The organism is Amycolatopsis sp. GM8 (genome assembly GCF_021653975.1).
In the GTDB taxonomy this organism is placed as follows: domain Bacteria; phylum Actinomycetota; class Actinomycetes; order Mycobacteriales; family Pseudonocardiaceae; genus Amycolatopsis_E.
Genome location: NZ_JAJKFK010000001.1, coordinates 141,700 through 166,872, shown reverse-complemented (window position 1 = coordinate 166,872; position 25,173 = coordinate 141,700). Strand labels below are relative to the sequence as shown.

General features: G+C 67.8%; 25 protein-coding genes and 3 pseudogenes. 11 read left to right on the top strand and 17 right to left on the bottom strand.

The window, feature by feature from the left end; translation table 11 throughout:
* Window positions 1–21: 21 nt before the first annotated feature.
* The gene (locus LOZ83_RS00790; RefSeq protein ID WP_236787843.1) at window positions 22–1,047 is read right to left on the bottom strand and encodes an aldo/keto reductase; all 1,026 of its coding nucleotides are present in this window, start codon (window positions 1,045–1,047) and stop codon (window positions 22–24) included.
* A gap of 121 nt (window positions 1,048–1,168) precedes the next feature.
* Here LOZ83_RS00790 and LOZ83_RS00785 point away from each other — a divergent pair, with 121 nt between their 5' ends.
* From LOZ83_RS00785 to LOZ83_RS00775, 3 genes are all read left to right on the top strand, one after another.
* Entirely contained in the window at window positions 1,169–1,729 is a 561-nt protein-coding gene (locus tag LOZ83_RS00785) for a TetR/AcrR family transcriptional regulator (RefSeq protein ID WP_236787842.1), read from the top strand.
* A 244-nt stretch (window positions 1,730–1,973) separates the two neighbouring features.
* Window positions 1,974–2,555 (top strand): TetR/AcrR family transcriptional regulator, encoded by a 582-nt coding sequence (locus LOZ83_RS00780; protein WP_236787841.1) that lies wholly within the window; start codon window positions 1,974–1,976, stop codon window positions 2,553–2,555.
* Window positions 2,556–2,588: 33 nt separating this feature from the next.
* Window positions 2,589–3,362, top strand: coding sequence for an SDR family NAD(P)-dependent oxidoreductase (locus LOZ83_RS00775; RefSeq protein WP_236787840.1), 774 nt, complete (start codon window positions 2,589–2,591; stop codon window positions 3,360–3,362).
* 167 nt (window positions 3,363–3,529) lie between these two features.
* Here LOZ83_RS00775 and LOZ83_RS00770 read toward each other — a convergent pair whose 3' ends face one another.
* Genes LOZ83_RS00770 through LOZ83_RS00760 form a run of 3 tightly spaced genes read right to left on the bottom strand, consistent with a single transcriptional unit; the run spans window position 3,530 to window position 5,753 of the window.
* The gene (locus LOZ83_RS00770) at window positions 3,530–4,021 is read right to left on the bottom strand and encodes a M24 family metallopeptidase (protein ID WP_236787839.1); all 492 of its coding nucleotides are present in this window, start codon (window positions 4,019–4,021) and stop codon (window positions 3,530–3,532) included.
* Window positions 4,018–4,791 carry a hypothetical protein gene (locus LOZ83_RS00765; RefSeq protein ID WP_236787838.1) on the bottom strand — a complete coding sequence of 258 codons (774 nt, stop codon included), beginning with the start codon at window positions 4,789–4,791 and terminating at the stop codon, window positions 4,018–4,020. Before LOZ83_RS00765 ends, LOZ83_RS00770 begins: the two co-directional genes overlap by 4 nt.
* A 20-nt stretch (window positions 4,792–4,811) precedes the next feature.
* Window positions 4,812–5,753, bottom strand: a complete 942-nt coding sequence (locus LOZ83_RS00760; protein WP_236787836.1) for an oxidoreductase — start codon at window positions 5,751–5,753, stop codon at window positions 4,812–4,814.
* Between the two features lie 91 nt (window positions 5,754–5,844).
* Between LOZ83_RS00760 and LOZ83_RS00755 the strand changes: the two are divergent.
* Both LOZ83_RS00755 and LOZ83_RS40340 read left to right on the top strand, forming a co-directional pair.
* A pseudogene (locus LOZ83_RS00755) lies at window positions 5,845–6,506 on the top strand (DNA-binding response regulator).
* Between the two features lie 34 nt (window positions 6,507–6,540).
* Entirely contained in the window at window positions 6,541–7,194 is a 654-nt protein-coding gene (locus tag LOZ83_RS40340; protein ID WP_236787834.1) for a LysR substrate-binding domain-containing protein, read from the top strand.
* Between the two features lie 17 nt (window positions 7,195–7,211).
* On the opposite strand, the pseudogene LOZ83_RS40335 reads toward LOZ83_RS40340, so the two are convergent.
* The 6 genes and pseudogenes from LOZ83_RS40335 to LOZ83_RS00720 form a co-directional block, all read right to left on the bottom strand.
* A pseudogene (locus tag LOZ83_RS40335) lies at window positions 7,212–7,352 on the bottom strand (FAD-dependent monooxygenase); the annotation flags it as partial.
* Window positions 7,321–7,728: an FAD-dependent monooxygenase gene (locus LOZ83_RS00740; RefSeq protein WP_236787832.1), complete on the bottom strand. Its 408-nt coding sequence runs from the start codon at window positions 7,726–7,728 to the stop codon at window positions 7,321–7,323. The pseudogene LOZ83_RS40335 and the gene LOZ83_RS00740, both read right to left, overlap by 32 nt.
* Window positions 7,725–8,060 (bottom strand): FAD-dependent monooxygenase, encoded by a 336-nt coding sequence (locus LOZ83_RS00735; protein WP_308190176.1) that lies wholly within the window; start codon window positions 8,058–8,060, stop codon window positions 7,725–7,727. Before LOZ83_RS00735 ends, LOZ83_RS00740 begins: the two co-directional genes overlap by 4 nt.
* A 30-nt stretch (window positions 8,061–8,090) precedes the next feature.
* Window positions 8,091–8,201 (bottom strand): DUF2934 domain-containing protein, encoded by a 111-nt coding sequence (locus tag LOZ83_RS40680; RefSeq protein ID WP_236787830.1) that lies wholly within the window; start codon window positions 8,199–8,201, stop codon window positions 8,091–8,093.
* A 14-nt stretch (window positions 8,202–8,215) separates the two neighbouring features.
* On the bottom strand, window positions 8,216–8,482 hold the full coding sequence (locus LOZ83_RS00725; protein ID WP_236787829.1) for a hypothetical protein: 267 nt from the start codon (window positions 8,480–8,482) through the stop codon (window positions 8,216–8,218).
* A gap of 343 nt (window positions 8,483–8,825) precedes the next feature.
* Complete coding sequence (locus LOZ83_RS00720) at window positions 8,826–9,401, bottom strand: TetR/AcrR family transcriptional regulator (protein ID WP_236787827.1); 576 nt, start codon at window positions 9,399–9,401, stop codon at window positions 8,826–8,828.
* 115 nt (window positions 9,402–9,516) lie between these two features.
* Between LOZ83_RS00720 and LOZ83_RS00715 the strand changes: the two genes are divergently transcribed.
* Both LOZ83_RS00715 and LOZ83_RS00710 read left to right on the top strand, forming a co-directional pair.
* Complete coding sequence (locus LOZ83_RS00715; RefSeq protein ID WP_255822258.1) at window positions 9,517–10,248, top strand: SDR family NAD(P)-dependent oxidoreductase; 732 nt, start codon at window positions 9,517–9,519, stop codon at window positions 10,246–10,248.
* A gap of 26 nt (window positions 10,249–10,274) precedes the next feature.
* Entirely contained in the window at window positions 10,275–11,249 is a 975-nt protein-coding gene (locus LOZ83_RS00710) for an alpha/beta hydrolase (RefSeq protein ID WP_236787822.1), read from the top strand.
* 116 nt (window positions 11,250–11,365) lie between these two features.
* Here LOZ83_RS00710 and LOZ83_RS00705 read toward each other — a convergent pair whose 3' ends face one another.
* From LOZ83_RS00705 to menD, 6 genes and pseudogenes are all read right to left on the bottom strand, one after another.
* A complete protein-coding gene (locus LOZ83_RS00705) occupies window positions 11,366–12,604 on the bottom strand; it encodes a hypothetical protein (protein WP_236787820.1) in 1,239 nt (412 codons plus the stop codon).
* Window positions 12,605–12,759: 155 nt separating this feature from the next.
* Window positions 12,760–14,016: a diaminobutyrate--2-oxoglutarate transaminase gene (ectB, locus tag LOZ83_RS00700; RefSeq protein WP_236787818.1), complete on the bottom strand. Its 1,257-nt coding sequence runs from the start codon at window positions 14,014–14,016 to the stop codon at window positions 12,760–12,762.
* A 34-nt stretch (window positions 14,017–14,050) separates the two neighbouring features.
* On the bottom strand, window positions 14,051–14,947 hold the full coding sequence (gene thpD, locus LOZ83_RS00695; RefSeq protein WP_236789391.1) for an ectoine hydroxylase: 897 nt from the start codon (window positions 14,945–14,947) through the stop codon (window positions 14,051–14,053).
* A 30-nt stretch (window positions 14,948–14,977) separates the two neighbouring features.
* A pseudogene (locus LOZ83_RS00690) lies at window positions 14,978–16,303 on the bottom strand (MFS transporter); the annotation flags it as partial.
* Window positions 16,304–16,442: 139 nt separating this feature from the next.
* Window positions 16,443–17,171, bottom strand: a complete 729-nt coding sequence (locus LOZ83_RS00685) for an SDR family NAD(P)-dependent oxidoreductase (protein ID WP_236787816.1) — start codon at window positions 17,169–17,171, stop codon at window positions 16,443–16,445.
* Between the two features lie 112 nt (window positions 17,172–17,283).
* Window positions 17,284–19,032: a 2-succinyl-5-enolpyruvyl-6-hydroxy-3-cyclohexene-1-carboxylic-acid synthase gene (gene menD, locus LOZ83_RS00680; RefSeq protein WP_236787813.1), complete on the bottom strand. Its 1,749-nt coding sequence runs from the start codon at window positions 19,030–19,032 to the stop codon at window positions 17,284–17,286.
* A 317-nt stretch (window positions 19,033–19,349) separates the two neighbouring features.
* On the opposite strand from menD, the gene LOZ83_RS00675 reads away from it, so the two are divergent.
* Window positions 19,350–20,099, top strand: coding sequence for an SDR family NAD(P)-dependent oxidoreductase (locus LOZ83_RS00675; RefSeq protein WP_236787811.1), 750 nt, complete (start codon window positions 19,350–19,352; stop codon window positions 20,097–20,099).
* Here LOZ83_RS00675 and LOZ83_RS00670 read toward each other — a convergent pair.
* A complete protein-coding gene (locus LOZ83_RS00670) occupies window positions 20,093–21,010 on the bottom strand; it encodes a LysR family transcriptional regulator (RefSeq protein ID WP_236787810.1) in 918 nt (305 codons plus the stop codon). The genes LOZ83_RS00675 and LOZ83_RS00670 overlap by 7 nt on opposite strands.
* Before the next feature lie 152 nt (window positions 21,011–21,162).
* Between LOZ83_RS00670 and LOZ83_RS00665 the strand changes: the two genes are divergently transcribed.
* The 3 genes from LOZ83_RS00665 to LOZ83_RS00655 all read left to right on the top strand — a co-directional run bounded on the left by LOZ83_RS00665 (window position 21,163) and on the right by LOZ83_RS00655 (window position 25,100).
* Complete coding sequence (locus tag LOZ83_RS00665) at window positions 21,163–22,545, top strand: MFS transporter (RefSeq protein ID WP_236787809.1); 1,383 nt, start codon at window positions 21,163–21,165, stop codon at window positions 22,543–22,545.
* Window positions 22,546–22,714: 169 nt separating this feature from the next.
* On the top strand, window positions 22,715–23,503 hold the full coding sequence (locus tag LOZ83_RS00660; RefSeq protein WP_236787808.1) for a hypothetical protein: 789 nt from the start codon (window positions 22,715–22,717) through the stop codon (window positions 23,501–23,503).
* 31 nt (window positions 23,504–23,534) lie between these two features.
* Window positions 23,535–25,100, top strand: a complete 1,566-nt coding sequence (locus LOZ83_RS00655) for an NAD(P)/FAD-dependent oxidoreductase (protein ID WP_236787807.1) — start codon at window positions 23,535–23,537, stop codon at window positions 25,098–25,100.
* Window positions 25,101–25,173: the final 73 nt, after the last annotated feature.

The following is a 25,173-nucleotide window of genomic DNA, read 5'->3' as shown; positions in this document are numbered from 1 at the left end:
CCTTTCTCTCATTCGTGGTCGTCAGGCGGCGGGCCGGCTTGCCAGTTCGCGGCGGCGGAGCCGGGAGTCGGTGATCGCCGGGGGGTTGTAGGACATGTCGAGCTGGCCGATGTCGGTTCCGGGCGGGACGATCGCGTCGATCTGATCGAGCAGTTCGTCGCTGAGCACGAGATCGGCTCCGGCGAGGTAGTCCGCCAGGTGCTCCATCGTGCGGGGGCCGAGGATGGCCGAAGTGACGCCCGGGTGGGCGATCGCGAAGGCGATGGCCAGGTGCGTGAGCTTGATGCCGGCCTGTTCCGCGAGCGGGATGAGCTGCTCGACGACGTCGATGCGGCGCTCGTCGCTGATGTGCGTGAAGAGCTGTGCACGGCGCAGGTCGGTGGTCTGTCCCTTGCGCACCCGCCCGGTGAGCATGCCCTGGGCCAGCGGGCTCCAGACGAGCACGCCCATGCCGTGCCGCTGCGCGACGGGGAGCACCTCGCGCTCGATGCCGCGGTTCAGGATCGAGTAGGTGGGCTGCTCGGTGCGCAGCGGCTCCAGGCCGCGGCGCTCGGCGATCCATTGCGCCTCAACGATTTCGGACGCGGGAAGCGTCGAGGTGCCGAAGGCGCGGATCTTGCCGGCCCGGACCAGATCGGTCAGCGCCGAGAGCGTCTCGCCCGGGTCGGTCGTCGGGTCCGGCCGGTGCATCTGGTAGAGATCGATGTAGTCGGTGCCGAGCCGCCGCAACGAGTCTTCGACGGCGGTCGTGATCCAGCGGCGGGACCCGCCGCGCCGGTTCGGGTCCTCACCCATCGGCATCCCGAATTTCGTGGCGATCACGAGCTGATCGCGGCGTCCCTTGATCGCCTTCCCGACGATCTCCTCGGACTCGCCGTGGGAGTAGACGTCGGCGGTGTCGATGAAATTGATCCCGGCGTCGAACGCCGTGTGCATGATGCGGATCGACTCCTCGTGGTCGGGGTTGCCGATCGCGCCGAACATCATGGCGCCCAGCGCGTAGGGGCTGACCTGGATGCCGGTGTCTCCGAGGGTGCGGTACTGCATGGTGGTCTCCTTTGCCGGCAGCCGATCGGGTGCCGTACGATGACTAATCGGGACAACGTCCCGATTAACTATATGGGACAGTGTCCCACTTAGTAAACCGCCATCGACGAGGAGGCATCCGATGCCCCGAGTGGACGCCCAGCGCAACATCGACGCGCTGCTGAGTGCCGCGCGAGAGGAGTTCGCGGCCGAGGGCGTCGATGTGAACGTGCGCGCGATCGCCGCGCGTGCCGGCGTGGGGACGGCGACCCTCTATCGGCACTTCCCGCTGCGCTCCGACCTGATTTCCGCCGTGTTCCGGCACGAGATCGACGAATGCGTGGCCGCCGCCGCGCCCATCGCCGAACAGCACGAGCCCGGCGAGGCGCTGGAGCTATGGGTGCAGCGGTACCGGGAGTTCCTGCAGACCAAGCGCGGCCTCGCCGCCGCACTGCACTCCGGGGACCCTGCCTACGCCGCGCTCCCGGAGTACTTCCACTCGCACGCTGGTCCGGTCCTCGGCGCACTCCTGGACAACGCGGCCCGAGCCGGCGCGATCCGCTCCGGCGTCGAGCCGCTCGACATCCTCGGCGCGATCGCCAACCTCTGTGTTCCCTTCCCCGGGAGTGACGCGGACACCGCCTCCCGCATGGTCGGCCTGCTCCTCGACGGCCTCCGCTACGGTGCGGTTCCCGCTCACTAACGGAAGATCACCCTGGAGCTCGGCGGCGCCGGCGCATCCGGACACCGGGTTCTTCCAGGAGATGGCGCGGCCCACCATGCCGCGGTTCGTGACGTTGTTCTCCAGCGAACGGGGCGAAGGCGTCGCGGTCGCCGTGGGACCGGTACGAACGCTCGAAGGGTGCCGCCGGACGACATCCCCTCGGCGGTGAATCACGGATGCTCGATTTGCCCGGAGCGCCTATAGCGGTGCTATATTTGTAGCGATGCTACAGAACACAGCCAGTGACGCCCGCGGGCGACTGCTCGCCGCTGCCTTCGAGATCGCCACCCGCGACGGTGTCGACGCGGTGTCCACGCGTGCGGTCTGCGCCGCCGCGGGTGTGCAGGCTCCGTCGCTGTATTACCACTTCGGTGACCGGTCGGGACTGGTCCGCGCGGTCGTCGATGCCGCGTTCGAGGAGTACTTCCACCGCAAGGACACCAGTACCTCGACGGACAGCGCGGACCCACGCGCCCGCGTCGCCGCGGGATGGGACGCGCACATCGCGTTCGCGCTCGCCTACCCGCTTCTCTACCCGGCGATGTACCCGACGTCGGGCCCGCTGCCGAGCCAAGTCGAACAAAGCGGCGCGCTGCTGCGTGCCGGTTTCGACGAAATCGAGCGAGCAGGCGCCCTCCGGCCTGGGATCACCGCCGCGCTGGCGACGGACGCGCTGCGCGCCGCCCTCCGCGGTGTCGCCCATGCCGTCGCCGCGAACCCCGACAGCAGTGACAACGACGCGACATCCGCCGTCGTCCGCGACGCGCTCATCCAAGCGCTCGTCGCGGGCGGAGCACCTGACTGACCCTTTTCGATTCCTCTCTTAGGAGCAACATCCATGAACGACCTGCTGACCGGTAAGACCATCCTCATCACCGGCGCCTCAACCGGCATCGGCGAGTCCGCCGCGTACCTGTTCGCCCGCGAAGGCGCGAACGTCGTCATCACCGCCCGCCGCAAGACCGAACTCGACCGCGTCGCCGAGAGCGTGACCGCGAACGGAGGCAACGTCCTCGCCGTCCAGGCCGACACCACTGATGCCGACGAACTGGAGCGAGCCATCGCGGCCGCGGTCGAGAGGTGGGGACACCTCGACGGCGCACTGAACAACGCCGGCCGCACCCAGGGCGGCGGCCGCCTCGCCGAGGTCAGCGACGAGACCTTCGACGCCGTCCTCGGGACCAACTTCAAGGGCGTGTGGCTGGCGATGCGCGCCGAGCTGCGGGCGATGACCGCGGACGGCGCCACCGGTGGCTCGATCGTCAACATCAGCAGCATCGGCGGTACCTTCGGCGCTGCCGGGCAGAGCGTGTACGGGGCGACGAAGGCCGCCGTCATTGCCCTGAGCCGCGCCGCCGCGGCCGAATACGGCCGCGACGGTGTCCGTGTCAACGCCATCGCGCCCGGCGCCACGATGACCGAGATGATGGTCGCCTGGCAGCAACGCGACCCGGGCATCGTCGAGCGTCTGAGCTCGCTGGCCGCCCTGGGCCGCCCTGGGCAGCCGGAGGAGATCGCCGAAGCCGCCGCCTGGCTCCTCAGCGACCGGGCGAGTTATGTGACCGGCATGACCCTCGGCGTCGACGGTGGCACCGCCCCCTGGCCACATTGAGCCATTCCGTGCTCTGGCATGCGCCGCCGCATTGGTCTAGACCAAGTACTGGTCCAACCGGCGGCGCGCCGCAGACCCTCGATACCGCCGCAAGGGTCGAGCGCAGCTCGCACCGCGCCGTCGCATGATTTTCCATTCAGACTTGTCGGCGCGGTGTGCCACGACCGTCAACCCGCCCGGAGGAGTTGGGCGGTGTAGGGGTTGAGTTCGGCTGGGCCGTCGTCGCCGACGATGACCGTACCGCCGATGGTGACCGCGCGGTTCCCGAATCCACAGCTGGGCTCGAACGCGAAGGTCATGCCTGGCTCGGGGATCATGTCACTGTCGACCGCCGGCACGCTGCCCGGCAGGTCCGGGTAGCGTTCGATGTGGTCGAGCTGGCCGAAGTTCATCGGGATGCGGGCAATCGGGACGAGCGGGTTCAGTCCATGGATCTGCGGGCCACGCATCCAGCCGCCGGCGGCGAGCACCGGTTCGAGCATCTCTTCGCCGACTTCGTCGAATTTCCGGTTCGCACGCAATCCTTTCAGCCCCGCGTCGTAGGACGCGCGCGCGACGCCGGCGGCGCGTTCGACGTCCTCGTGCACGTCACCGACGGCGATGGTGACTTGGTGCTGTGTTTGGTGCATGCCGAACAGGCAGAACACCTCCGCGATCACGATGTCGCCGTCCTGAATGACTCGCGGGGCCTGCGTGCGAGAAGCCCAGACCGGTGGTCCCCAGCCCAGCGGATGTGGCCCGGTGCAGAAATGCATTCCTGGGACGACCGTGCCGCGTCGGTGTGCCACGCCCATACCGGCCGCGTAAACCTCGCTCTCGAGGACGGGACGCCGGGACGGGCTGTTTCGACCATGGCCTGTGCCATGGCGTCGCCGATGCGCGCCGAATGGCGCACGACCGTGATCTCTTCCTCGCTCAGCAGGGCCAGCAGCCGCGAGATACCCGGCGTGACCGGTTCGAACGTGGCGTCCGGGAACCGCTGCAGAATGGTGTTCCAGAGTGGGTAGTTCACGAGACCTTCGGGGTGGAACGGGCCGAACGGCTCGAGCCCGACAACGCCGATGGTTCCGCCCGCGAGCCCGAACTCGTTGAGCGTGGCCGTGATCGCGCCCGAGTCGTGACCGATGCGGAGGTTCTCCGGTGGAAGCCACTGCTGCTCGCCTTTGTTGGCGGCGTCCATGTGGCAGGTGAGGTAGGTCCCGATCGGGACCAGCATCACCGGTTCGCCCTCACGCGGGAAAACGACGGTGCACCCCGCCCGGTCGTTCGTGAACCAGGTGTCGACATACAGTGATCCCGCGCCTGAATCTTCGTGCTCTCCCACGACGAGCAGTGCGTCGAGCCCTTCCTGCTCCATGAATGTCCGCGCCAGGGTCCAGCGACGGTCGCGCTCGGTCAGTGAATAGGTCGGCAGGACTGTGTCGGTCATGGTGTTGTCCCTTCGTGTGCTCACGGCCGGCTCTGCGGCGTCGAGGCGGGGGCGATGCCATCGAGCAGGTCCAGCTCGTCGCTGCTGAGCCGGAGGCGGCCTGCCGCGATGTTCTCCTCCAGGTGTCCGGAGTTGCCGGTTCCGGGGATGGCGAGAACGTGGTTGCCGCGGTGCAGGGTCCAGGCGAGGCGGACCTGTGCCGGGGTCGCGCCGTGTGCCTCGGCGACCTTGGCGACCTCGGCCTGGCCCGTCACGTCGCGCCCACCGAGCGGGGTGGCGCCGGGAATCGAGGTTGCGACGGCAAAGAAGGGGACGAACGCGATGCCGTGTTCGGCGCACCGGTCGACCAGGGCATCGTCCGCGCGATCGGTCAGGGCGTATCGGTTCTGCACGCAGACCACGGGTGCGATCGCCGTCGCCTCGGTCAGCTGTTCCGCCACGATGTTGGAGATGCCGAGGTGGCGGATCAGTCCTGCCTCGCGCAGGTCCGCGAGCGCGCCGAAGTGCTCGGCGATCGAGCTGGTGTCCTTGTCCATCCAAGCGCCCCAGCGCAGGTTGGCGACGTCGAGGTGGTCGAGGCCGAGCTGCCGGATGTTCTCCTCGACCTGGCCCCGCAGCTGATCGGGGCGCGCGTACTCGAACTCACCGTCGCGGGTACGGCCTGGTCCGACCTTCGTGGTGATGACCAGGTTGTCGGCGTAGGGCTGAAGCGCCGTGCTGATCAACTCGTTCGCCGAGCGAGTGGGCGTGAAGTAGAAGGCCGCGGTGTCGATGTGGTTGACGCCGAGTTCGACGGCGCGGCGCAGGACGGTGATCGCCTCGTCGCGGTCCTTGGGCTTCTCGTCCGAAGGCATGCCGGTCAACCGCATTGAGCCGAAGCCGATGCGGTTGACAGTGCGGTCACCGAGTTGCCAGGTGCCCGCGGCGGCGGCGTTTGGTGCGCTGCTTTGGTTACTCGTCATGCCACCAGCGTGGCGTCGTGCTGGCCGGCCGGGATTGGCAACAACCTGCCACGCCGTCAACGGTCGTGCCGCCGCGGATAGCATCGATGCAATGCGGGTGGGTGAGATCGACAGAGTCACGGTCGTGCGGAGTGAGGAGGAACTGTTCCACCGCGTGGGACACCTGTTCGCGACCATGACCGACCTCGCGTGCGCTGCCAACGACTTCGCGACCTGGGTGACCGGCTCCAGGCAGGACGAACTCGTGGCAGCGGTGGCGCGAAGGGCGGGCGACGTGCGCATCCGCAAGATCTACCGATCCGGCTTGTTGCTCGATTCGGTGTCGGCGCGGGAACTGGTGAGCCTCCGTGACCGTCTCGGGGCGCAGATTCGTGTCTCCGCCAAGGAAATCAACGAGACGATCGTGATCGACAATCGGATCGCGATCTTGGCCGGCAGTCTCAATGCCAGCCAGCGCAGCTACAGCGTCATCACCCAGCCCGAAACCATCCAGGGAGTGATGTCGCTGTTCGAAACCGCCTGGCGGTCGGCGACCGACCTCACCGTCTACGACGCACAAGTCTCCGAAATCCGTCACCTCGCGCCCGCTGACTGGATCTGCTGAGCCAGGGGGTCAAAGACGAGGCCGCCGCCCGGACGCTCGGTCTGAGCGTGCGGACCTACCGCCGCCGGGTCGCCGAGCTGATGACCGCATTGGGTGCCGAGTCACGGTTTCAAGCCGGAGTGCGGGCGCGCGAGCTCGGCTTGGTCTAGCAGTGGCCCACGCGTCCACTGTGGAGGTGGCTCGGTGACGAAAGCCCGGAACTGGGACCTGAACCTGCTGATCCCGCTGGACGACGGCCGAAGCATGCGTCGCACGGCTCGCGGCGAGGACCTGCTCCACCAGGTTCGCCAGTTGCTCGCGCAGGTCGACCAATTGGCGCCGGAAGCCTTCGATCCGGCAACGGCCGAGCGCTGCTTCTCGGTGATGATGAGCGACTTCGCCGCGCGGGTCCTGATGCCGTCCGTGCTCGGCAGCGTGGCCGGCCATCCGGGCATCAGCGTGCGCGTCCGCCCCTACCAGGCCGAGTACGCGACCGAACTCGACGAAGGCACTATCGATCTGCTCCTGACCATCGAGGAGCACATGATCACTCGGCACCCGGTGACGCCTCTCTTCACCGCGGATTGGGTTGTGATCACGCCGGTGGACAACCGGCTAGTCGGCGACACCTTGTCGCTGGAGCAGTACAGATCCCTGCGGCACGTGGCCGTTCGTTATGACGACGGACGTATCCCGACGATGGAGGAGTCGTACGTCCGGCGGCACGCCATCGACCGTCCGGTCCAGGTCGCCGATGCTCGGAACTGTGGCGCGGGATCAGTGAGGCAAATGATCTCGCCGAAGCGCATGGAGAGCTCGATGAAGTGCCGGACGTGCTCGGCACGTTCAGTGCCGTAGGTGTCGAGCAGCGTGTCACCGGCTTTCCCGGCCAGGACCAGGTCCAGCCGCCAGGCGAGGTTGTGCACGTCGCGCAGGCCGGCGCAGAGTCCCTGCCCGGCGAAGGGCGGCATCAGGTGCGCGGCGTCACCCGCGATGAGTGCGCGGCCCGCGCGCCACTCTTGTGCCCACCGCGCCTGGAAGCGGTAAACAGTGTGTCTCTCCAATGTGGAGGTCCGTTCGGTCCAACCCCAGGGGCCAGCACTTCCCAGGCCCGGCCGGCGTCAACGTCGTGGGGCGCGCCCGATCGCAGAGTTGCCAACCCAGCGGATCGAAGGTCATGCCGGCCGGTGGTACGACGTCCACAATGAGCCAGTCGAAGAAGAACCCGAGATCGTTCGAGGTCAGTCCCGCGAGCCGGGCGATCGTGCTGTTCGCGCCATCGCAGCCGACCAGATAGGCGGCGGTGATCGTCTGCGGCTCCTTGCCCGAGCCGTCCGGGTGCGGCCGGAGCGTGAGCGCGACGCCGTCCGGCCTCTCTTCGTAGCCGGTCACCTCGTGCCTTCGGGTTGGGAGAAGAAGTTGCCCACCGGCCACCCGGACGGGCCCAGGCCGCGCCAGTCGAGTTCGAGCAGAGTTTCGCGAGCCGCGTTGCGGAACTCGACCATACTGTCGAACGGTCCGATGATCGGACTCGTGTCCGGGCGGACGCCGGCCTGCTGGAGGATGCGGGCCACCTCGTGGTCGGCGTGGACTGCCCGTGGCATGGCATAGGGCTCGGGGAACTTCTCCGCCACAACGACGCGGTGTCCCCGGGCCCCGAGGAGGAGAGCCAGCATCTGACCGATCGGGCCATAGCCCACGACAGCCACGTCAAAGTGATTCACGATCGCACCTCCACGCCGAGCCGGCGACCTTCAGAACGTCAGGACCTCGACGGCGTCCGGGATGTCGTCGAGGTCCTCGGGGCTGCCGGCTTCCCGCCAGATCTCGTAGGCGATCTCGCGGGAGATCTTCCCGCCCCGCATTTCGAAGAGGTGGGTCAGCCGGGCGTTGCGTTGAGCTTGGTGCCCACCGGGAACGGCAGGTTGGGCATCTTGCCGGCGACCACGGTGGTCTCGGTGGCGACCTGCCGCAGCAGCTTGAGCTTGGTGATGTGCACGGTGTCGAAGATGTCCAGATACGCGGCCTTGACGTCGGCCGCCGTACGGTAGACGTGCCCCCGTGCGGGTGCCTCCCACACGATGTCGTCGGGTTTTCGTTGTGGAAATGCTCTTGGACGGCGGCCAGGTTCCGTGTTTGTGTGCATCCTTATTCACCGTTATTTCGTTGGAGGTTATGGTGAACCACGCCCGAAAATGGGCTCGGGTGTCTACTGTGATCGCCTGTGGGATCATGGTCATGTCGGTGGGAACGGTTGCGGTCGGAGCCATTGTCGGTGGGCGGCCGACTCCGTCGTATTCGTTTGCGGGCCACTACAGCGCGACGCGACGAGCGCCAATGCGGTCTGATCCGGCCCCCTGTTTGCGGACCGGATCACCTGGCTCAGCTTGGCCGAGTCGTCACGTATGACCGTCCCAGTCATCAGTCGCGTTTCCGCCAGCTGTTTCCGACCGCTCAGCGATCCGGCGCTGGCGCAGGATCGGGCTCGATCATCCGAACTCGGCCGTGGCCGCCCGGAGGTCGGCGAGAGTCTCACTGATCAGCTCGTCGAGTCGTTTGTCGACGGAGCCATCGATCCAGCGCGCGTAGGCAGTCCGCAAGGCGAGGTGGGCGATCTCGGCGGCAAGGTCTGCCGCGGGCGAAGCCAGTCCACGTTGGTGCAGCGCGGTGACGAGGGCCGCGGTGAGGGCCTCGCGCTTGAGGAGGTCACGTTCGCGCAGCTCGTGGTTTTGGGTGATGACCAATTGGCGGCGTCCGTACCAAGCGCGCCGCTCCTGATCAAACGCCGTCGTCATCGCACGCAGCGCGGCATCGAGCAGGTCGAAGGTCGTCGCCTCGGCCGGTGCGCCGGCGATCACTTTCGCGCTGCGATCGGCGAGTAGGTCCTGGCCGGCGGCGAACAACACCTCGCGCTTGTCGGTGAAGTGACGGAAGAACGTGCTCTTCGCCACGCCCGCTCGTTCGGCGATCTCCGCCGCCGACGTGTTCTCGTACCCGCGTTCGAGGAAGAGCTCCAGTGCGGCGTCATGCAGGCGCTCTGCGGTGTCTGCTGGCCATCGGCTCATGAGAACAACAGTAGTGATGGGACCCGGGTCCCATCAACTGTGCTAGCTTGGTGATGGGACCCTGGTCCCATCACCAAGCCCGGCGCAGGCCGGCCGAACGACGAAGGACATAGGAATGGACTTCACAGGAAAGACAGCCCTGGTCACCGGCTCCGGCGCCGTCGGTGGCCTCGGCCACGCGGTGGCGAAGACCCTCGCTACCGGCGGCGCAAAGGTGATAGTCACCGGGCGCGATCCGCGGCGCGGTGGTCAGGTCGTCGACGATATCGGTGGCGACGCTCGTTTCGTGCCGGTCGACCTCAGCAACGGCAAGGAAGCGCAGCGCCTCGCTGACGAGGTCGGACTCGTCGACATCCTGGTCAACAACGCGGCGAGCATGCCCCTCGGCGCCACCACCGACCAGTCCTTGCGGGAGTATCAGGAAGCGTTCGCCGTCAATGTGCACGCGCCCTTCCTGCTCACTCAAGCACTGGCGCCGAAAATGGCCGCTAACGGCGGTGGCAGCATCGTCAACATCTCGTCGACCGCCGCGGGGATCGGCATGCCCGGTCTTGCCCTGTATGGCGCGACGAAAGCCGCGCTGGAATCCCTGACCAGGGCCTGGGCGGCGGAATTCGCTCCGGGGAAAGTACGGATCAACGCGGTTTCGCCGGGGCCGATGCTCACGACGAAGGCGGTCGCGGGGATTGGCGACGACGGCATGGACGCCTTTGCGGAAACCGTGCCGATGGCTCGCACGGCCGACCCGGCCGAGGTCGCCGACGTGGTCGCTTTCGTGGCGAGCGACCTCGCGAGCTTCATGACCGGAGCGATCGTTGCCGCCGACGGCGGCCGGACCGCGATCTGATCGCACCCAACTCCAGGAGACAACCGATGAATGATCACCGTCGTTCCCTCGATCCCGAGCTGGCCGATGTGCTGCACGCGTTGCCCATCGGGCCTGCCGGTCTGTTCGACCTGACCGATATCCCGGCGACTCGCGAGGCGCTCAAGTCCTGGCCGGCAGGCCAAGACGAGTCGGCAGCGGTCGACGTGGCGGAACACCGGGTGGGCCGGTCCGATGGGCCCGATGTGCTCATCCACCTGCTCCGTCCACAAGCGGCCACCGGACCGCTGCCTGTGCTGTTGTGGTTCCACGGCGGTGGGCAGGTTCTCGGCTTCGCCGCCCAGGACGATTCCTGGCTCAAGCCTTTGTGTGCGGCCATCGGCTGCGCGATCGCCTCGGTCGAATACCGGCTGGCTCCGGAGACTCCGGCGCCTGGCGCCGCTGAGGACGGATTCGCGGCCTACCAATGGGTCGGGCGGGAAGCCGGCCGGCTGGGGCTCGACGACACCCGGATCGGCATCGCGGGCCAGAGCGGAGGTGGGGGAGTCGCAGCGGCCGCGGCCCTGCTGATCCGCGATCGCGCCGCCGGGGCTCCGTTGTTCCAGTCGCTGCTGTACCCGATGATCGACGATCGCAACGTGACCGCGTCGACCCACGAGATCACCGATGTCGGCATCTGGGATCGAGCCACGAACATCCTTGCGTGGCAGGCGATCCTGGGTGAGCGCTACGGCACTGACGATGTGTCGCCGTATTCCGCTCCCGCTCGTGCGGTGGACCTCGGCGGCCTTCCGCCGACGTTCATCGCGGTCGGCGAACTCGACTGCTTCCGCGACGAGGACCTCGACTTCGCGGTGCGCCTCCAGCAACACGGAGTACCGGTGGAACTGCACCTCTACCCCGGCGCCTATCACGCCTTCGACCTGTTCGCGCCACAGTCGCGGCTGGGAATGTCTTTGCGGCAGAACTGGCTCGGCTACCTGTCCCGCCAATTCAGCGCACAAGACCGACTCCGGTCCTGACAGGGACACGGCGAAGCAGGCAGCCGTGCTACCGGCGGAGTTCGCGACGTGGTGAGTTTCGTTGTCCGCCAGTTCCCCGGCCTCGGCGATCAGTCGGGCCGTCCCGACCTGACTACCTATGGGTTATATGTCGCCGTTGCGGTGCAAATCGCACGAAGGTTGTCGCGCAGCGTGCCGAATATCGTGTCGACATCCCCGGTGGAGAAGTGTTCTCGCGGGTATATGCCGGTGATGGTCATCTGCCGGTTGAAGGTGTAGGCGGCGTACACCGCGTGGGCGGACTTGACGGGGAACTGGCTGGCGACGGAATGGAGCCAGTGCAACGCGGTGAACGACAGATCCCGTGGGGATGCGAAGGTGGCCACGATGCCCGGGTTGGTGACGGCGATGGTGCGCAGGTGCGTGAACTGATCCGTGTCGCGTTCCGCCCGCACATCGGGGGGCGCAACCGGTTCGCCTCCGCCGGGCCCGAGCGCCGCGTCCAGGGCCTGTTTGACGTTGCGGCCGATCGAGATCGGGTCTTCGTCGAGGGCCACGGCGACATCGACCCCGGACCACACGGAGAAGTTCGCCGTGTCGGTCGGACTCAGGGGTGGGGTTGCGCGGCTACGGAGGTCGACGATCGATCCGCACGTCATCCGGACCGGGGTCGCCAAGGGAATGTGGCGGCGTGCGGCATTCAGCATCGACCCGCACACCAGGGCATGCACCGAGGTTTTGAGGCCACGGGACGCGGCCACGAAGGAGTCGGTGTCCTCGGGGGAGAGAACCAGCCACCGTTCGTCGGGGAATTCTCCGATAACGGGAGTGTTTCGTTTTTCGGCGAACGGGTTCGGTGAGGTGCCGAGCAGTTTTTGGATGGTGGGCCAATTCTCGTCGACGAACGCTGTGGGCGGCTGGGTCAGGCCGACGGACGGCGTGGGGTCGATCGCGTGCCCTTCGGCCAGTTCGGTGTAGTGGTCCCAGAGTTCGGCGAACAGTGTCTGGACGGTACGTCCGTCCATGATGGAGTGGTTGACTTGCAGAGCGACATGGCCGGAGCGGCCGGCGGTGGTCACGATCAGCCGGCACACGCCGTGTTCGATGCGTGCGGGGTAGCGCAGTGTGCTGCGCAGATCGTCCCAGGACCCGGCGAGTGCGACGAATTCGGGATAGTGATCCGTGGGGATGTGCAGGGTGGGGGACTCGCCGTCGTCGCGAATACAGCTGCGCAGGAAGAGGTAGCGTTCGCCGAGTATTCGGAATGCCTTTTCCAGGATGACTGTGTCCAAGTGTCCTTCGTAGGCGACAGCCAGCGCGGGTTCGAGGTGTCTCAGGTTGACTTCGCGTGGGTCAAGGCTGCGCACTGTCAGCATGTCGCACTCCCAGGTGAGTGGCAGTGATCTCGTCGGCTCGGCATGTGGACACCAGAACAGCTGGGCCGGCCGGGGTCCAATACGACGACAGGATCGTGTCATCAGGATTACCTATAATGCCTGGCTCCCTTTCGGGCGGCCAAGCTCGCGCGGGGTCACTTAGGCAGAGTGGAGTGCACTGCGGCGTCGATGATTTCGAGGCCTTCGTCCACTTCGGACTCGGACAGGGTCAGCGGCGGTAGTAGTTTGGCGACTTCGCTGTCCGGGCCGGAGGTTTCCATCAGCAGCCCGCGATCGAACGCGGCCCCGCACACCTTTCCGGCGATTTCGCCGTTGGGGAATTCGATGCCGCGGGCGAGGCCGCGGCCCTTGGCGGTGAGCCCGTGCTCGGGGTAGGCCTCGGCGATGCTCTGCAGCGCGGCGCCGACCCGTTCGCCCTTGGCGCGGGTGGATTTCTCCAGTTCGTCGTCGCTCCAGTAGGTGCGCAGCGCCTCGGCGGCGGTGACGAACGCCGGGTTGATCCCGCGGAAGGTGCCGTTGTGCTCACCCGGCTCCCACACATCCAACTCGGGCTTGATCAGCGTCAGCGCGAGCGGCAGCCCGTAGCCGCCGATCGACTTGGACAGACACACCATGTCCGGTGTGATGCCCGCGTCCTCGAAGCTGAAGAACGGGCCGGTGCGCCCGCAGCCCATCTGCACGTCGTCGACGATGAGCAGGATGTTGTGCCGCTGACACAGATCCGACAGGCCGCGCAGCCACTCGAACCCCGCCGCGTTGATACCCCCCTCGCCCTGCACGGTCTCCACGATCACCGCGGCCGGCTCGTTGAGACCGCTACCCGAGTCGTCCAAGAGGCGTTCGAAGTACAGGAAGTCCGGGTACACGCCGTCGAAGTACTGGTCATAGGGCATCGGGGTGGCGTGCACCAGCGGGATCCCGGCGCCGCTGCGCTTCATCGAGTTACCGGTCACCGACAGCGCGCCGAGCGTCATGCCGTGGAAGGCGTTGGTGAAGTTGATGACCGACTCCTTGCCGGTCACCTTCCGCGCCAGCTTCAGCGCCGCTTCCACCGCGTTCGCCCCACCAGGACCAGGGAAAATGACCTTGTAGTCCAGCTCCCGCGGCCGCAGGATGTTCTCCTCGAGCGTTTCCAGCAGGTCACGCTTGGCGACGGTGAACATGTCCAGCGCGTGTGTCACGCCGTCGCGGGCGATGTAGTCCAGCAGGGCTTTCTTCAGCACGGGGTTGTTGTGCCCGTAGTTGAGCGCGCCCGCGCCGGCGAAGAAGTCCAGGTACGGCGTGCCGTCCTCGGCGTAGAGGTGACTGCCGACGGCGCGGTCGAACACGACCGGCCAGCCGCGGCTGTAGCTACGCACTTCGGACTCGAGTTTTTCGAAGATGCTTGTCATGAGGTGCTCCTGATGATGTGCGTGCGGTCGCGGGTCACCGGACGAGGGGGGTGAAGTCGCGGGAACTGATGAAGCTCGGTCGTGGTGCGCTCGCCGCGTAGGGCTCGACCAGCGTGTTCTCGACGCTGTTGAACACGAGGAAGATGTTCGAGCGCGGGTAGGGGGTGATGTTGTTGCCGGAGCCGTGCATGACATTGGAGTCGAACCACAGGGCCGAGCCGGGGGGCCCGGTGAACTGGTCGATGCCGGACCCGGCGGCGAGTGCGGTGAGGTCGCGCCGGCTGGGGACCCCGGTCTTCTGGTGCTGCGGCGAGTCCTGGTCGTCGGCAGTGGCGTGGGCGACGCAGGGCACGAAGACGCGTTGCGAGCTGGGGATGATCATGAGACTGCCGTTGAAGGGGTGGTTGTCGGTCAGGGCGAGAGAGCAGCCGACGGCGCGGGGCCGGGGCATGCCGTCTTCGGCGTGCCAGGTTTCGAAGTCGGAGTGCCAGTAGTACCCAGTGCCGGTGAACCCTGGCACGTAGTCGATGCGGCTCTGGTGGAGGTAGACCTCCGAACCGAGGATCTGGCGCGCGCGGTCGAGGATCCGGGGGTCACACACGAGTTCCGCGATCAGCTCGCTGATCTTGTGCACTTCGAAGATCGACCGTACCTGGCCGGAGCTCTTCTCGATGACCACGCGCTCATCGGCCGTGAGTGTGCCGTCGCCGGAGAGCCGGACCAGCTCCCGCCAGTAGGCCCGCACCTCAGCGGGAGACAGCAGTCCCTCGACGAGGTGATAGCCCTTGATGCTGTGGGAGGCGAGGGTGGCCGCGTTGATCGGGCCGTCGCCGGCGGACCCCCACACGATCGGGTCGGGCCGGTGGATGGGGTAGCGCGCTGCGGTGACGCGGGTTGCGTAGGGGTCGGCGAAGGTGGGGGTCCGGGCCATGGCGCTGTCCTCTGTGGTCGGTGTCGGGGGCGGCGACTGGGTCGCGGTGGTGTGCGTGGACGCCCAGTGCCCAACGGCGCCGGCGGTGAACAGGGCGGCGATGATCGCCATTCCCGTTGCGGTGCCGGCAGGGATGGTGCGGGGGTCGGTGATGAGGCCGCCGAGGAGCGCGATGCCCAGGACGGACCCGGTTTGGCGGGCGGTGGCCAGCACGCCGCTGCCGGTTCCGATGTGGGTGGGCGGGGTGGCGTGCATCGTGGCGGTGTTGACGGCGGGCTGTACCAGGGCGTGCCCCACCCCGAGCAGGGCTTCGCCGAGGGCGAGGGGCCAGTACGGGGCCAGGGGCGCGGTCACCGCGGCGATACCGGCCCCCGTCGCGCACACGATCAGCCCGGTCAGCAGCACCGGGCCGGTGCCGTGCCGGCCGATGGCCCGCCCGGCGAGCGGGGCCGCCAGGGCGGTGGTGGCGGCGAAGGGCAGCAGGGCGAATCCGGCTTCGGTGGCGGTGAAGGCGCGGCCCAGCTGGAAATGCAGCGACAGCACGAACAGCGACCCGTAGACGCCGAAGCTGAGGACACCGCCGAGCAGGACCGGCAGCAGGAACGGCCGGTAGGTCATGAGCCCCGGTGGAAGCATGGGGTTGCGCACGTGTCGCTCGGTGACGATCAGCGCGATGATGCCGGCGCCGGCGACGGCGGCCGCGAGGAGGAATTCGGTGCCCCACGATCCTTGCCCGGCGATCGTCAGTGCGACCGCGGCGCCGGCGAGCGCCATGATCACGGTCAGCTGTCCACCGGGATCCAGCGACCGCGGTTGGCCGCCGGTGCGGCGGACCCAGGACAGCAGCACCGTGCCGGCGAGCGCGGCGAGCGGCACGTTGAGCCAGAACACGGCCCGCCAGCCGAGCGCGTCCACCAAGACGCCGCCCGCTGAGGGGCCGAGAACGGTGCCGATGCCGACCACCGCTGCCCAGAGCGCGAAAGCGCGCGCTCGCGCGTGATCCGCGGTGTGCAGCGCCGCGACGAGCGCGAAGGCCGCGGTCATGAGCAACGCCGCACCCGCACCCTGGACGAGCCGCGCCGCCACGAGCAGCCCCAGGGCAGGAGCCAGTGCGCAGACCGCGGAGGCCACCGCGAACAGCACCAGACCCGCACCGAAGGCGCGGCGCGCACCGATCCGGTCGCAGATCGCGCCGGTGGTGATCAGGGTGGTCGCGATCGCGAGGTTGTAGCCGTTGACCACCCACTGGCCGCCGACGGCGCCCGCGTGCAGGTTCGCCCGGATGGCGGGGACCGCCAGGTTCACGATGGTCGTGTCCAGCGTGATCATGAACCCGGCGATCAGGACCGCCGCCATGCCGGGGGCGAGGTGTGCCGGGCGGTGCGAGTACGCGGGACTGTTCTCGGTGGATATCGTTAGCTCAGCGTCGTTTCTCTGAAACTTGTTCGTCCACATCGGACTGCTATCTGTATTCCGTGGTGCGGGATGGCTGATGTCATCGGCCCGCCGTCGTGGCGGTCAAGCCGCCGTCGATGTGCAGGGTCTGCCCGGTGATGAAGCCCGCGCGGGGATGGAGCAGGAAGCTGACGGCGTGGGCGATCTCCTCGGGGTGACCCATGCGCTGCACAGGGATGGTGGCCACGAGGGCGCGGGTGTCGGGGTGTTCGGGTGGGCTGGCCGCCAGGAACGACGCGGTGTCGATCGGGCCAGGGGCGATCGCGTTGACGGTGATGTTGGCGGGTGCCAGTTCCAGCGCCCAGGTGCGGCTCAGTCCGATCACGCCGGCTTTGGACGCGCTGTAGGCGCTGCGGTGTGTTTTGCCGAGCGCGGCGCGGGAGGAGAGGTTGACGATGCGGCCGGCGCCGTGCGCCCGCATGCCGGGGATCAATTCCTGGGCGCAGAGCAGCGGGGTGATCAGGTGGAGTTCGACGGCGTCGCGGACGTCGTCGAACCTGGTGTTTTCCAGAGCGGCGGCCGGGTAGATGGCCGCATTGTTGACGAGGCCGTAGAAGTCGCCCTCGGCGAGCAGTTCCTTCAGCAGGGCCCGGGTGGCGTCGTGGTCGGTCAGGTCGCAGGTGTGGAATTCCTCGCCGTCGGCGAGGTCGAGCGGTGCGCTGCGGGCGATTCCGACGACGCGATAGCGCTCGCTGTGGAGTTGACGGAGAATTTCCCGGCCGATTCCTTTGCTGGCTCCGGTCACCAGAACCCGCATCGAGTCGGTCAACCCAGTTCACCTTCTTTCCTGTGCGTGACGAGTGAGACGCGCCGGGCATGCGGGTGCAGGGCATGACCGCCCCAGGGGACGCGCCGCGGCGCCGCGGAACCGATGGCGTGTATCAGGCCGGCGCGGCGTTGAGCATGCTGGCTGCGACGGCGGTCAGTGCCTTGTGCAGCCGAATGTGCTGGATGCGCAGGATGTCGCGGTCGGCGCGGATCTCGGCGACACGTAACCCGACCGGGGGCTGGTGGAGCACAGCGGCCAATTGGCCGGGGTCGTCGATGACGGTATGCGCGACATGATGGGCGGCGCAGAGTTCGGCGAGGTCGGTGTCGTGAGGTGTGGCGAACACCCGTTCGAAACCGCGGCGGTGTTCGGGTGCCCCGTCGGGCAGCAGGGAGAAGTTCCCGCCACCGTGGTCATTGAGCACGACGAGAGTGAGGTTGGGGCGCCGTTCTTCGGGGCCGACCAGCAGGCCGTTGGTGTCGTGCAGGAACGTCAGATCGCCCATGAGGGCATAACAGGGGAATTTGGGGCCCTCAGGGCTGTTCAGGCCCAGTGCGAGCCCCACGGCCGTGGAGATGTTGCCGTCGATACCGGCGACGCCGCGGTTGGCGTGCACGGTCACGTCGGCGCGGGCTTCGGCTGCCATGTAGATGTCGCGAATGGTGTTGGAGGCGCCCAAGAACAGCATCGCCTGAGGAGGCAGTGCGGCCATCAGATCGCGGGCCACCCGCAGCCCGGTGAGGGAGGGTTCCGCGTCCAGCGCCTCATCGACCACGGCCGCGACCGTGCGATCCGCGTGTGCCCAGAGGTCGAGCCACTTCGAGTTCGGGTCCTTGGCGTGGGGGACGTCGTCCACGTCGAGCCATTCCTCGACGTGCCGCACCGTGTGGGCGGGATCGGACCATTCGGGGTAGGCGTCCACGCTCAACACGGGAACGTCGCCCACCACCGGGCCGACGTCGGGCGAGAGGGTCGGGCGACCGACCAGCAGGACCGCCTCGGGTCGCAAGGGCGACGGGAGATGGCGGATCCCGGTCGGCAACTCACCGCCGGCGAGCAGCAGGACGCCGCAGCGCAGCACGCTGGCCCCGCTTTGCCGCGCCGGGGCGACGGCGGTCGGCTCGGCGATCACCGGCCAGCCCGCTTCGGCGGCCACCTCCGCGACCGCGCGGACTCGTTGAGGGTCGCTGCTGCCCATCACCACCAGGGTGTTGGCCGGCAGCTCGATCCCGGTGTGGTTACGGAACACGACGTCCCGTTCGGGCAGTGTGGTCCAGGGCTTGCCGTCCGGGCGGCCCATCAGATCGTCGGACCACGTCCGATCCAGCACCGGCGTCAGCGGCTCGCGGAACGGGATGTTGAGCTGGACGGGCTGTCCCGCGCCGGCCCAGGCGATCGCCCGGCAGATCAGGTCCCGCCACACCGGGTTTTGTCCCGAGCGGCGCTCCGCGATCGGGAACTCGATCGCGCGCGCCGCCATACCGAACAGCCCGAACTGGGCGATCGTTTGGCTGGCGCCGGTATGGTGCAATTCGGGCGGCCGGTCCGCGGTCAGCAGCAGCAGACCGATCCGTGCGTAATGTGCCTCCAGCACCGCGGGATGCAGATTCGCCACCGCGGTCCCCGAGGTACAGACCACCGGGACCGGACGACCGGACCCCTGAGCCAGCCCCAGAGCCAGAAACGCGGCCGATCGCTCGTCGACCCGGACATGCAATTCGAGCCGGCCGGAGTCGGCCGCGCGATGGAGTGCCCGGGCCAGCGGTGCGCTGCGCCCTCCGGGGCACAGCACGACCTGCCGGACGCCGCTTCTGGCGAGTTCATCGACAATTACTTCGGCCTGCGCAGTTGCAGGGTTCACCGGAATTCCCCCTAGTAGAAACCCAGAGTTATGTCGAATACGTAACGTCGGCGGTGCCGAGTCTGCTCGCGGACGACGCTTCCGACCCACCACCATTCGGGTGAAGTTTGCACATCGCAATTTGCAATATTGCGTGCACGGAAATGTCCGGGGACGCGTTTTCGATCAGGCGTGATAACCGGTGCCTCTGGCGCCAGCACGTTTCCGTCTGGGCCGCGCCCGCGCCCGGTTGTGGCGCCGCGGCCCGCTCATCACTGATCATTCGGGAAAGAGCCACCGCTACCGTGCTCGGGTGGTGTTCACGATGGGATATGAATATGACGCAGCTACAAGGAAAGACCGCGGTGGTGACCGGCGGTGGGAGCGGCGTCGGCCTGGCGGTCGCAATGCGCATGCTGGGCGCCGGTGCTCAGGTGGAGATCTGGGACCGGTCCGAGGAACTGGTGAAAGAGGCATGGTCGCGGCTTGGTCCGCACGGCGCGGTATCGACCGCGGCGGTCGACGTCGCCGACTACGGGGCCGTCCGGGACGCGGCGGCGGACATCGAAACACGACTGGGAACCGTCGACGTGCTGGTCAACAGCGCGGGCGTGACCTGCCCGCCGATGTCGATCGCCGACTATGACGTCGAGACGTGGCACAAAGTTCTGAACGTCGATCTGTCCGGGGTGTTCTACTGCTGCCGGGTGCTCGTGCCCGGAATGATCACCCGCGGCTGGGGACGCGTGATCAACATCGCGTCGATGGCGGGCAAAGAGGGCAACCCCGGCGAGACGGCATACTCTGCCGCCAAGGCCGGGGTGATCGGCTTGACGAAGGCCCTGGGCAAGGAGGTCGCCTCCAGCGGGGTACTGGTCAACGCGATCGCACCGGGAATCCTGGAAACCCCCATGCGCACCAGCACCGCGGATCCGGACCTGGTGAAACACCTGATGGCCCGCACACCGATCGGGCGGCCCGGCCAGTTGGCGGAACTGGCGGAACTGGTGGCGTGGATCGCGTCCAGCGCGAGCTCCTACACCGCCGGGTTCACCTACGACTTCTCCGGCGGGCGCGCCACCTACTGACCGGCGGGAGCACCACCGGGCGCCTCGATCCGTGCCAGCACCAGGAAATTCTCGACCAGCGGGTTGCGTTCCCCGCGCCGGTAGGCCAGTGCCAGACCGGTGCGGGGTACCGGATCGGTGAGGTGGCGCAGCGTCACGCCCTCCACATGCAGTACCCGGGCCCGGTGTTCGGGCACCGCGGCGATCCCGGACCCGGCGGCGACGGCGTGCATCAACTGCTCGTCGTCGGGTTCCTCCCACACGACCTTGGGTGGATGCCGGGGCCACACCTGCTGCTGGATGTGGTCATACCAGCCGGATCCGTGTTCGCGTGACCAGAACACCACGGCTTCCCCCGCGATCTGACGCCGGTCGAGCTGTTCGCACGCCGCGAGCGGATGATTGCTGGGCAGCGCGATCAGCACCTCCTCCTCGTCGATGATCTCCACCTCGAGCAGACCGCTGCCCTCGATCGGTGGACGCACGAACGCGACATCGATCTCGCCGGCCTCCAGCTGTTCGATGTTGCGGCTGGTGAACCCGGTCTCCGACTCGATGGCGACCTCGGGATAGCGGCGCCGGAACGCCGACACCAGCCCGCTGGCGCGCGGACCGGGCGCCGAGCGGGTGTAGGCCAGCCGCAGCAGGCCGGTCTCGCCGCGTCCGGCCGCCTGCACCCGAAGCCGCGCACGGCTGGCCAGTTCCAGCACCTGCCTGGCCTCCTCGGCGGCGACACGGCCGGCGTCAGTGAGCCGGAAGCGGGGACCGTCCCGGTCGAGCAGCCCCACCCCGAACTCGCGCTCCAGCACCCGGATGTGCTGGCTCAGCGCCGGCTGCGAGATGTAGAGCCGCCGGGCGGCCCGGGTGAAGCTCATTTCCTCGACCAGAACCGCGAAGAAATACCACTTCCTGAGGTCCGGAACCTGCGACATTCAGGGATTATAAGCCAAACCAATACTTCGATTCAGCCCTTATCTTGGACCCGCCCCATCCCCGGCTGTTGTCCTTAGTCATCACGGTTGGTCACAGCCGCCCGTCGGGGTCGTCGCTCACGAGCGTGACACCGCCTCTGCAGGAGGATCCTATGGACAAGGCTACAGAACATCGGCCCGACGAGGTTGCACCGCCTGTGTTGCGGCGCGCGGTCGCGGCCGCGGCGATCGGCAACGCCACAGAATGGTACGACTACGGCGTCTACGGTTATGTCGCTGTGGAAATCGGCAAGAACTTCTTCCCCGGTCCCTATTCGACACTCGCGACTCTGCTGGTGTTCGCGGTGTCGTTCGTGCTGCGCCCCCTGGGGGGCCTGGTCTGGGGCCCGCTCGGCGACCGGATCGGCCGCAATCGCGTGCTGGCGACCACGATCGTCCTGATGAGCCTGGCGACATTCCTGATCGGGGTGTTGCCGACCTACGCCAGCATCGGGGTGTGGGCGCCGATCCTGCTGGTCCTGCTCCGCATAGTGCAGGGCTTTTCCACCGGCGGCGAGTACGGCGGCGCGGCGACCTTCATGGCCGAATACGCCCCCGACAAGAAACGCGGTTTCTGGGGCAGCTTCCTGGAGTTCGGCACCCTGACCGGCGTGACCTTCGGGGTGCTGCTGGTGCTGATCCTGAACAAGACCCTGGACTCGGCCGCGATGTCGTCCTGGGGCTGGCGAATCCCGTTCTTCGTCGCGCTGCCGCTGGGCCTGGTCGGGCTGTACCTGCGGCGGCGCGTGCAGGACACACCGGTGTTCCATGAATTGGTCGAGACCGGTGAACGTGAACAGACCGCCCGCCGGGTTCTGCCCGGGCTCCTGCGTCACCACTGGCCCGCGATGCTGCGGCTGGGCGGCATCGTGATCGCGCTCAACATCACCGCCTACATCTACATCTCCTACATGCCCACCTACCTGCAGAAGACGATCGGGCTGTCCAAGACGAGCACCAGTACCCTGTTGACCATCGCCCAGGTGGCGATGCTGGCCGTCATCCCGCTCGCGGGCGCCTTGTCCGACCGCATCGGCCGCAAACCCATCTGGTGGATCTCGTTGACCGGAACCTTCGTCCTCGCCGCGCCGATGTTCTGGCTCATGGGCCGCGGATTCGCCTTGGCATTGGTCGGGTTCACGGTGCTGGGCCTGGTGTACGTGCTGCAGCTGGGCACCATCTCGGCGACATTCCCGGCGATGTTCCCCGCCCACGTCCGCTACAGCGGGATGGCCACCTCCTACAACGTGGCCACCGCCGCGTTCGGCGGCACCGCCCCGTTCGTGGCCGCCGCGCTCGTGGACAGCACCGGAAACAAGCTCATGCCCGCCTTCTATCTGATGGCGGCCTGCCTCATCGCCATGATCGCCCTGATCAAGGTCCCCGAAACCGTCGGCAGCTCCCTGCGCGGTCGCACCGTGCCCGGTGTCGCCGGACAGGACACCACAGTCCACGGTGGACAGACACGGCGCGAACCCGAACACGGTCTGGCCTGATACCGATCATCGCGCCATGGGTTCCCAGACGGGTGCTGTCCGGGACCCCATGGCGTCCTTGTCGCACGCGTCCTTCCACCGTGCGGCAACCGGCGACCATAAGCCCGACTCATCACATCATGGAGCATCCGTCTTGGACACCGACGCCGCACAGCGCTGTGCTGGATTCGTGAGCCCCGACCCCCGAAGACTCAGCCCTCCCGACCCGCCCCCGTCACCCCGCCGGGTCGGGGTCATCTACCCCAGCAACGGCGTCTGCGACACCGAATTCCTCCGGTTCGCGCCGCCCGACGTGACGCTGCATGTCACCCGCTTCCCATGGCCCGAACCCGAATGGTTCCGCCACCACTGGGTCCAGCGCATGACCCAACTCGCCGGCGATCCCGCGATCACGGACGCGGCGCGGCTGTTCACTCCCATCGACCCGGCCGCCGTGACCTTCGCCTGCACCGCCGCCAGCTTCGCCGCCGGCGCCGGCGGCGATCACCTCGTGCTTCAGGCATTGCGCCGCGGCACCTCCGCGCCCGCGTCCACCACCGCGACCGCCTTCGTAGCGGCCTGCCGCGCGCTCGGCCGCACGCGGGTCGCGATCGCCTCGGTCTACCGGCCCGAACTCACCGAACGTTTCATCGCGTTCCTCGCCGCTGCCGGCATCACCACCGTTTCGCACGCCAGCGAAGGGTGGCACCAGCAGCCCGACGACGACCACCGCCTGCGGCTCACCGACCTTCGACGGATGGCCGCCGGCTGCGACCACACCGACGCGCAGGCTGTGCTGATCCCCGAAACCAACATTCACACCAGCGACGCCATCCCCGTCCTCGAGGCCGAACTGAACAAACCGGTGATCACCGCGATCCACGCCACCGTCTGGCACGCCGCCCGCCTCGCCGGCTCGCGCAGGCCCACCGGAATCGGCCACCTCGGGCGGTGCGACCCCGCACCGCTGGCGTCCTAGCCGTTCCCTCACGAAAGGTTCCCGATCACCCGTGACTCGCCACGACACCTCGCGCCGTCCGCCCCAGCTCGCACCGGCCGCCGCGGACCGGCCGTTCCCCCGGGTCGTGGTGATCGGAGCCGGCATCGGTGGCATCCTGGCCGGGATCAGACTCCGCGACCGCGGCATCACCGCTTTCACCATCCTGGAAAAAGCCGACTCCCTGGGCGGGACCTGGCGCGAGAACACCTACCCCGGCGTGGCCTGCGACGACCCTGCCCACCTGTACTCCTACTCGTTCGAACCCAACCCCGGCTGGACCCACCGCTTCGCCGGCGGGCCCGACATCCTCGCCTACTACCGCCGTACCGCCGAGAAATACCGCATCACACCCCACATCCGGTACGGCACCCGCGTCACCGACCTGTGTTGGCACGGCGACCACTGGCAGCTGCGGCTTCACGACGGCACGAGCATGGACGCCGATGTCGTCATCTCCGCCGTCGGACGCCTGCACCACCCCAGCATCCCCGCCATCCCCGGCCTGAGCACCTTCGCCGGCCCGGCGTTCCACAGCACCGCCTGGCCCTCCACATTGGACACCGATGGCAAACGGGTCGGCGTGGTCGGCACCGGCTCCAGCGCCACCCAGATCACCGCGGCCCTCGCGCCAACGGTCGGGCATCTCGCCCTGTTCCAGCGCACCCCGCAATGGGTCATGACCGTGCCCAACAACCCTGTTCCCGGCTGGCTGCGCTGGGCGCTGCGGCACGTGCCCTGGGCCAGCGGCGCCTACTACCGGCACCTGTCCCGCGCCACTGCCAAAGCCACCCGGATCCTCACCCGCGGCGACCGTACGGGCTACAACCAGCGCGCCCAGGCCGGCCTCGACACGATCAGCGATCCCGCACTGAAAGCGAAACTCACCCCGGACTACGGACCCGGCTGCAAACGCATGGTCAACTCGCCCAACTTCTACCAAGCCGTGCAGCGCCCGGCCGTCAACGTGGTCACCAGCCCGATCGATCACGTCGACACCAGCGGCGTCGTCACCGGCGACGGACGGCACCACTCCCTCGACGTGCTCGTACTCGCCACCGGATTCCAGGCGCATGCCTTCCTGCGACCCATGACCGTGACCGGGCAACGCGGCATCGCACTCGACGATCTCTGGCGACACGGCTACCTGACCTACCGCACCGTCGCCCTGCCCGCCATGCCGAACTTCTTCATGATCAACGGCCCGTACACACCGGCCTCCAGCGGATCAGTGGTGCCCATCCTCGAAATCGACGTCGACTACGTCATGCAGTGCCTGGACAGAATCCGCGCCGACCGGGTCGCCCTCGCCCCCCGCTACGACGCCAGTGCCCACTGGGTCAGCCAGGTCCGGGACCGGGCCAGCCGCACCATCTGGGTCACCGGCGGCTGCCACAGCTGGTACCTCGACAAAGACGGTGTACCCGTCAACAACCCCGCCACGCGGGCCGAATTCGCCGACGAACTCGCCGCCCCCCGCTACTCCGACTTCGAGATCACCCCATTGGCCGCTATCGCCCGAACACGCGTCCAGACGCACCACCGTCCGGCACCGATCGACATCGAGGCCCGGCAATGACCGCATCCGCGGAATTCCCGGCGTTCGACGGCCTTCCCCGTTACCACGGCGTGCCGGACCGCGTGGGACTGCT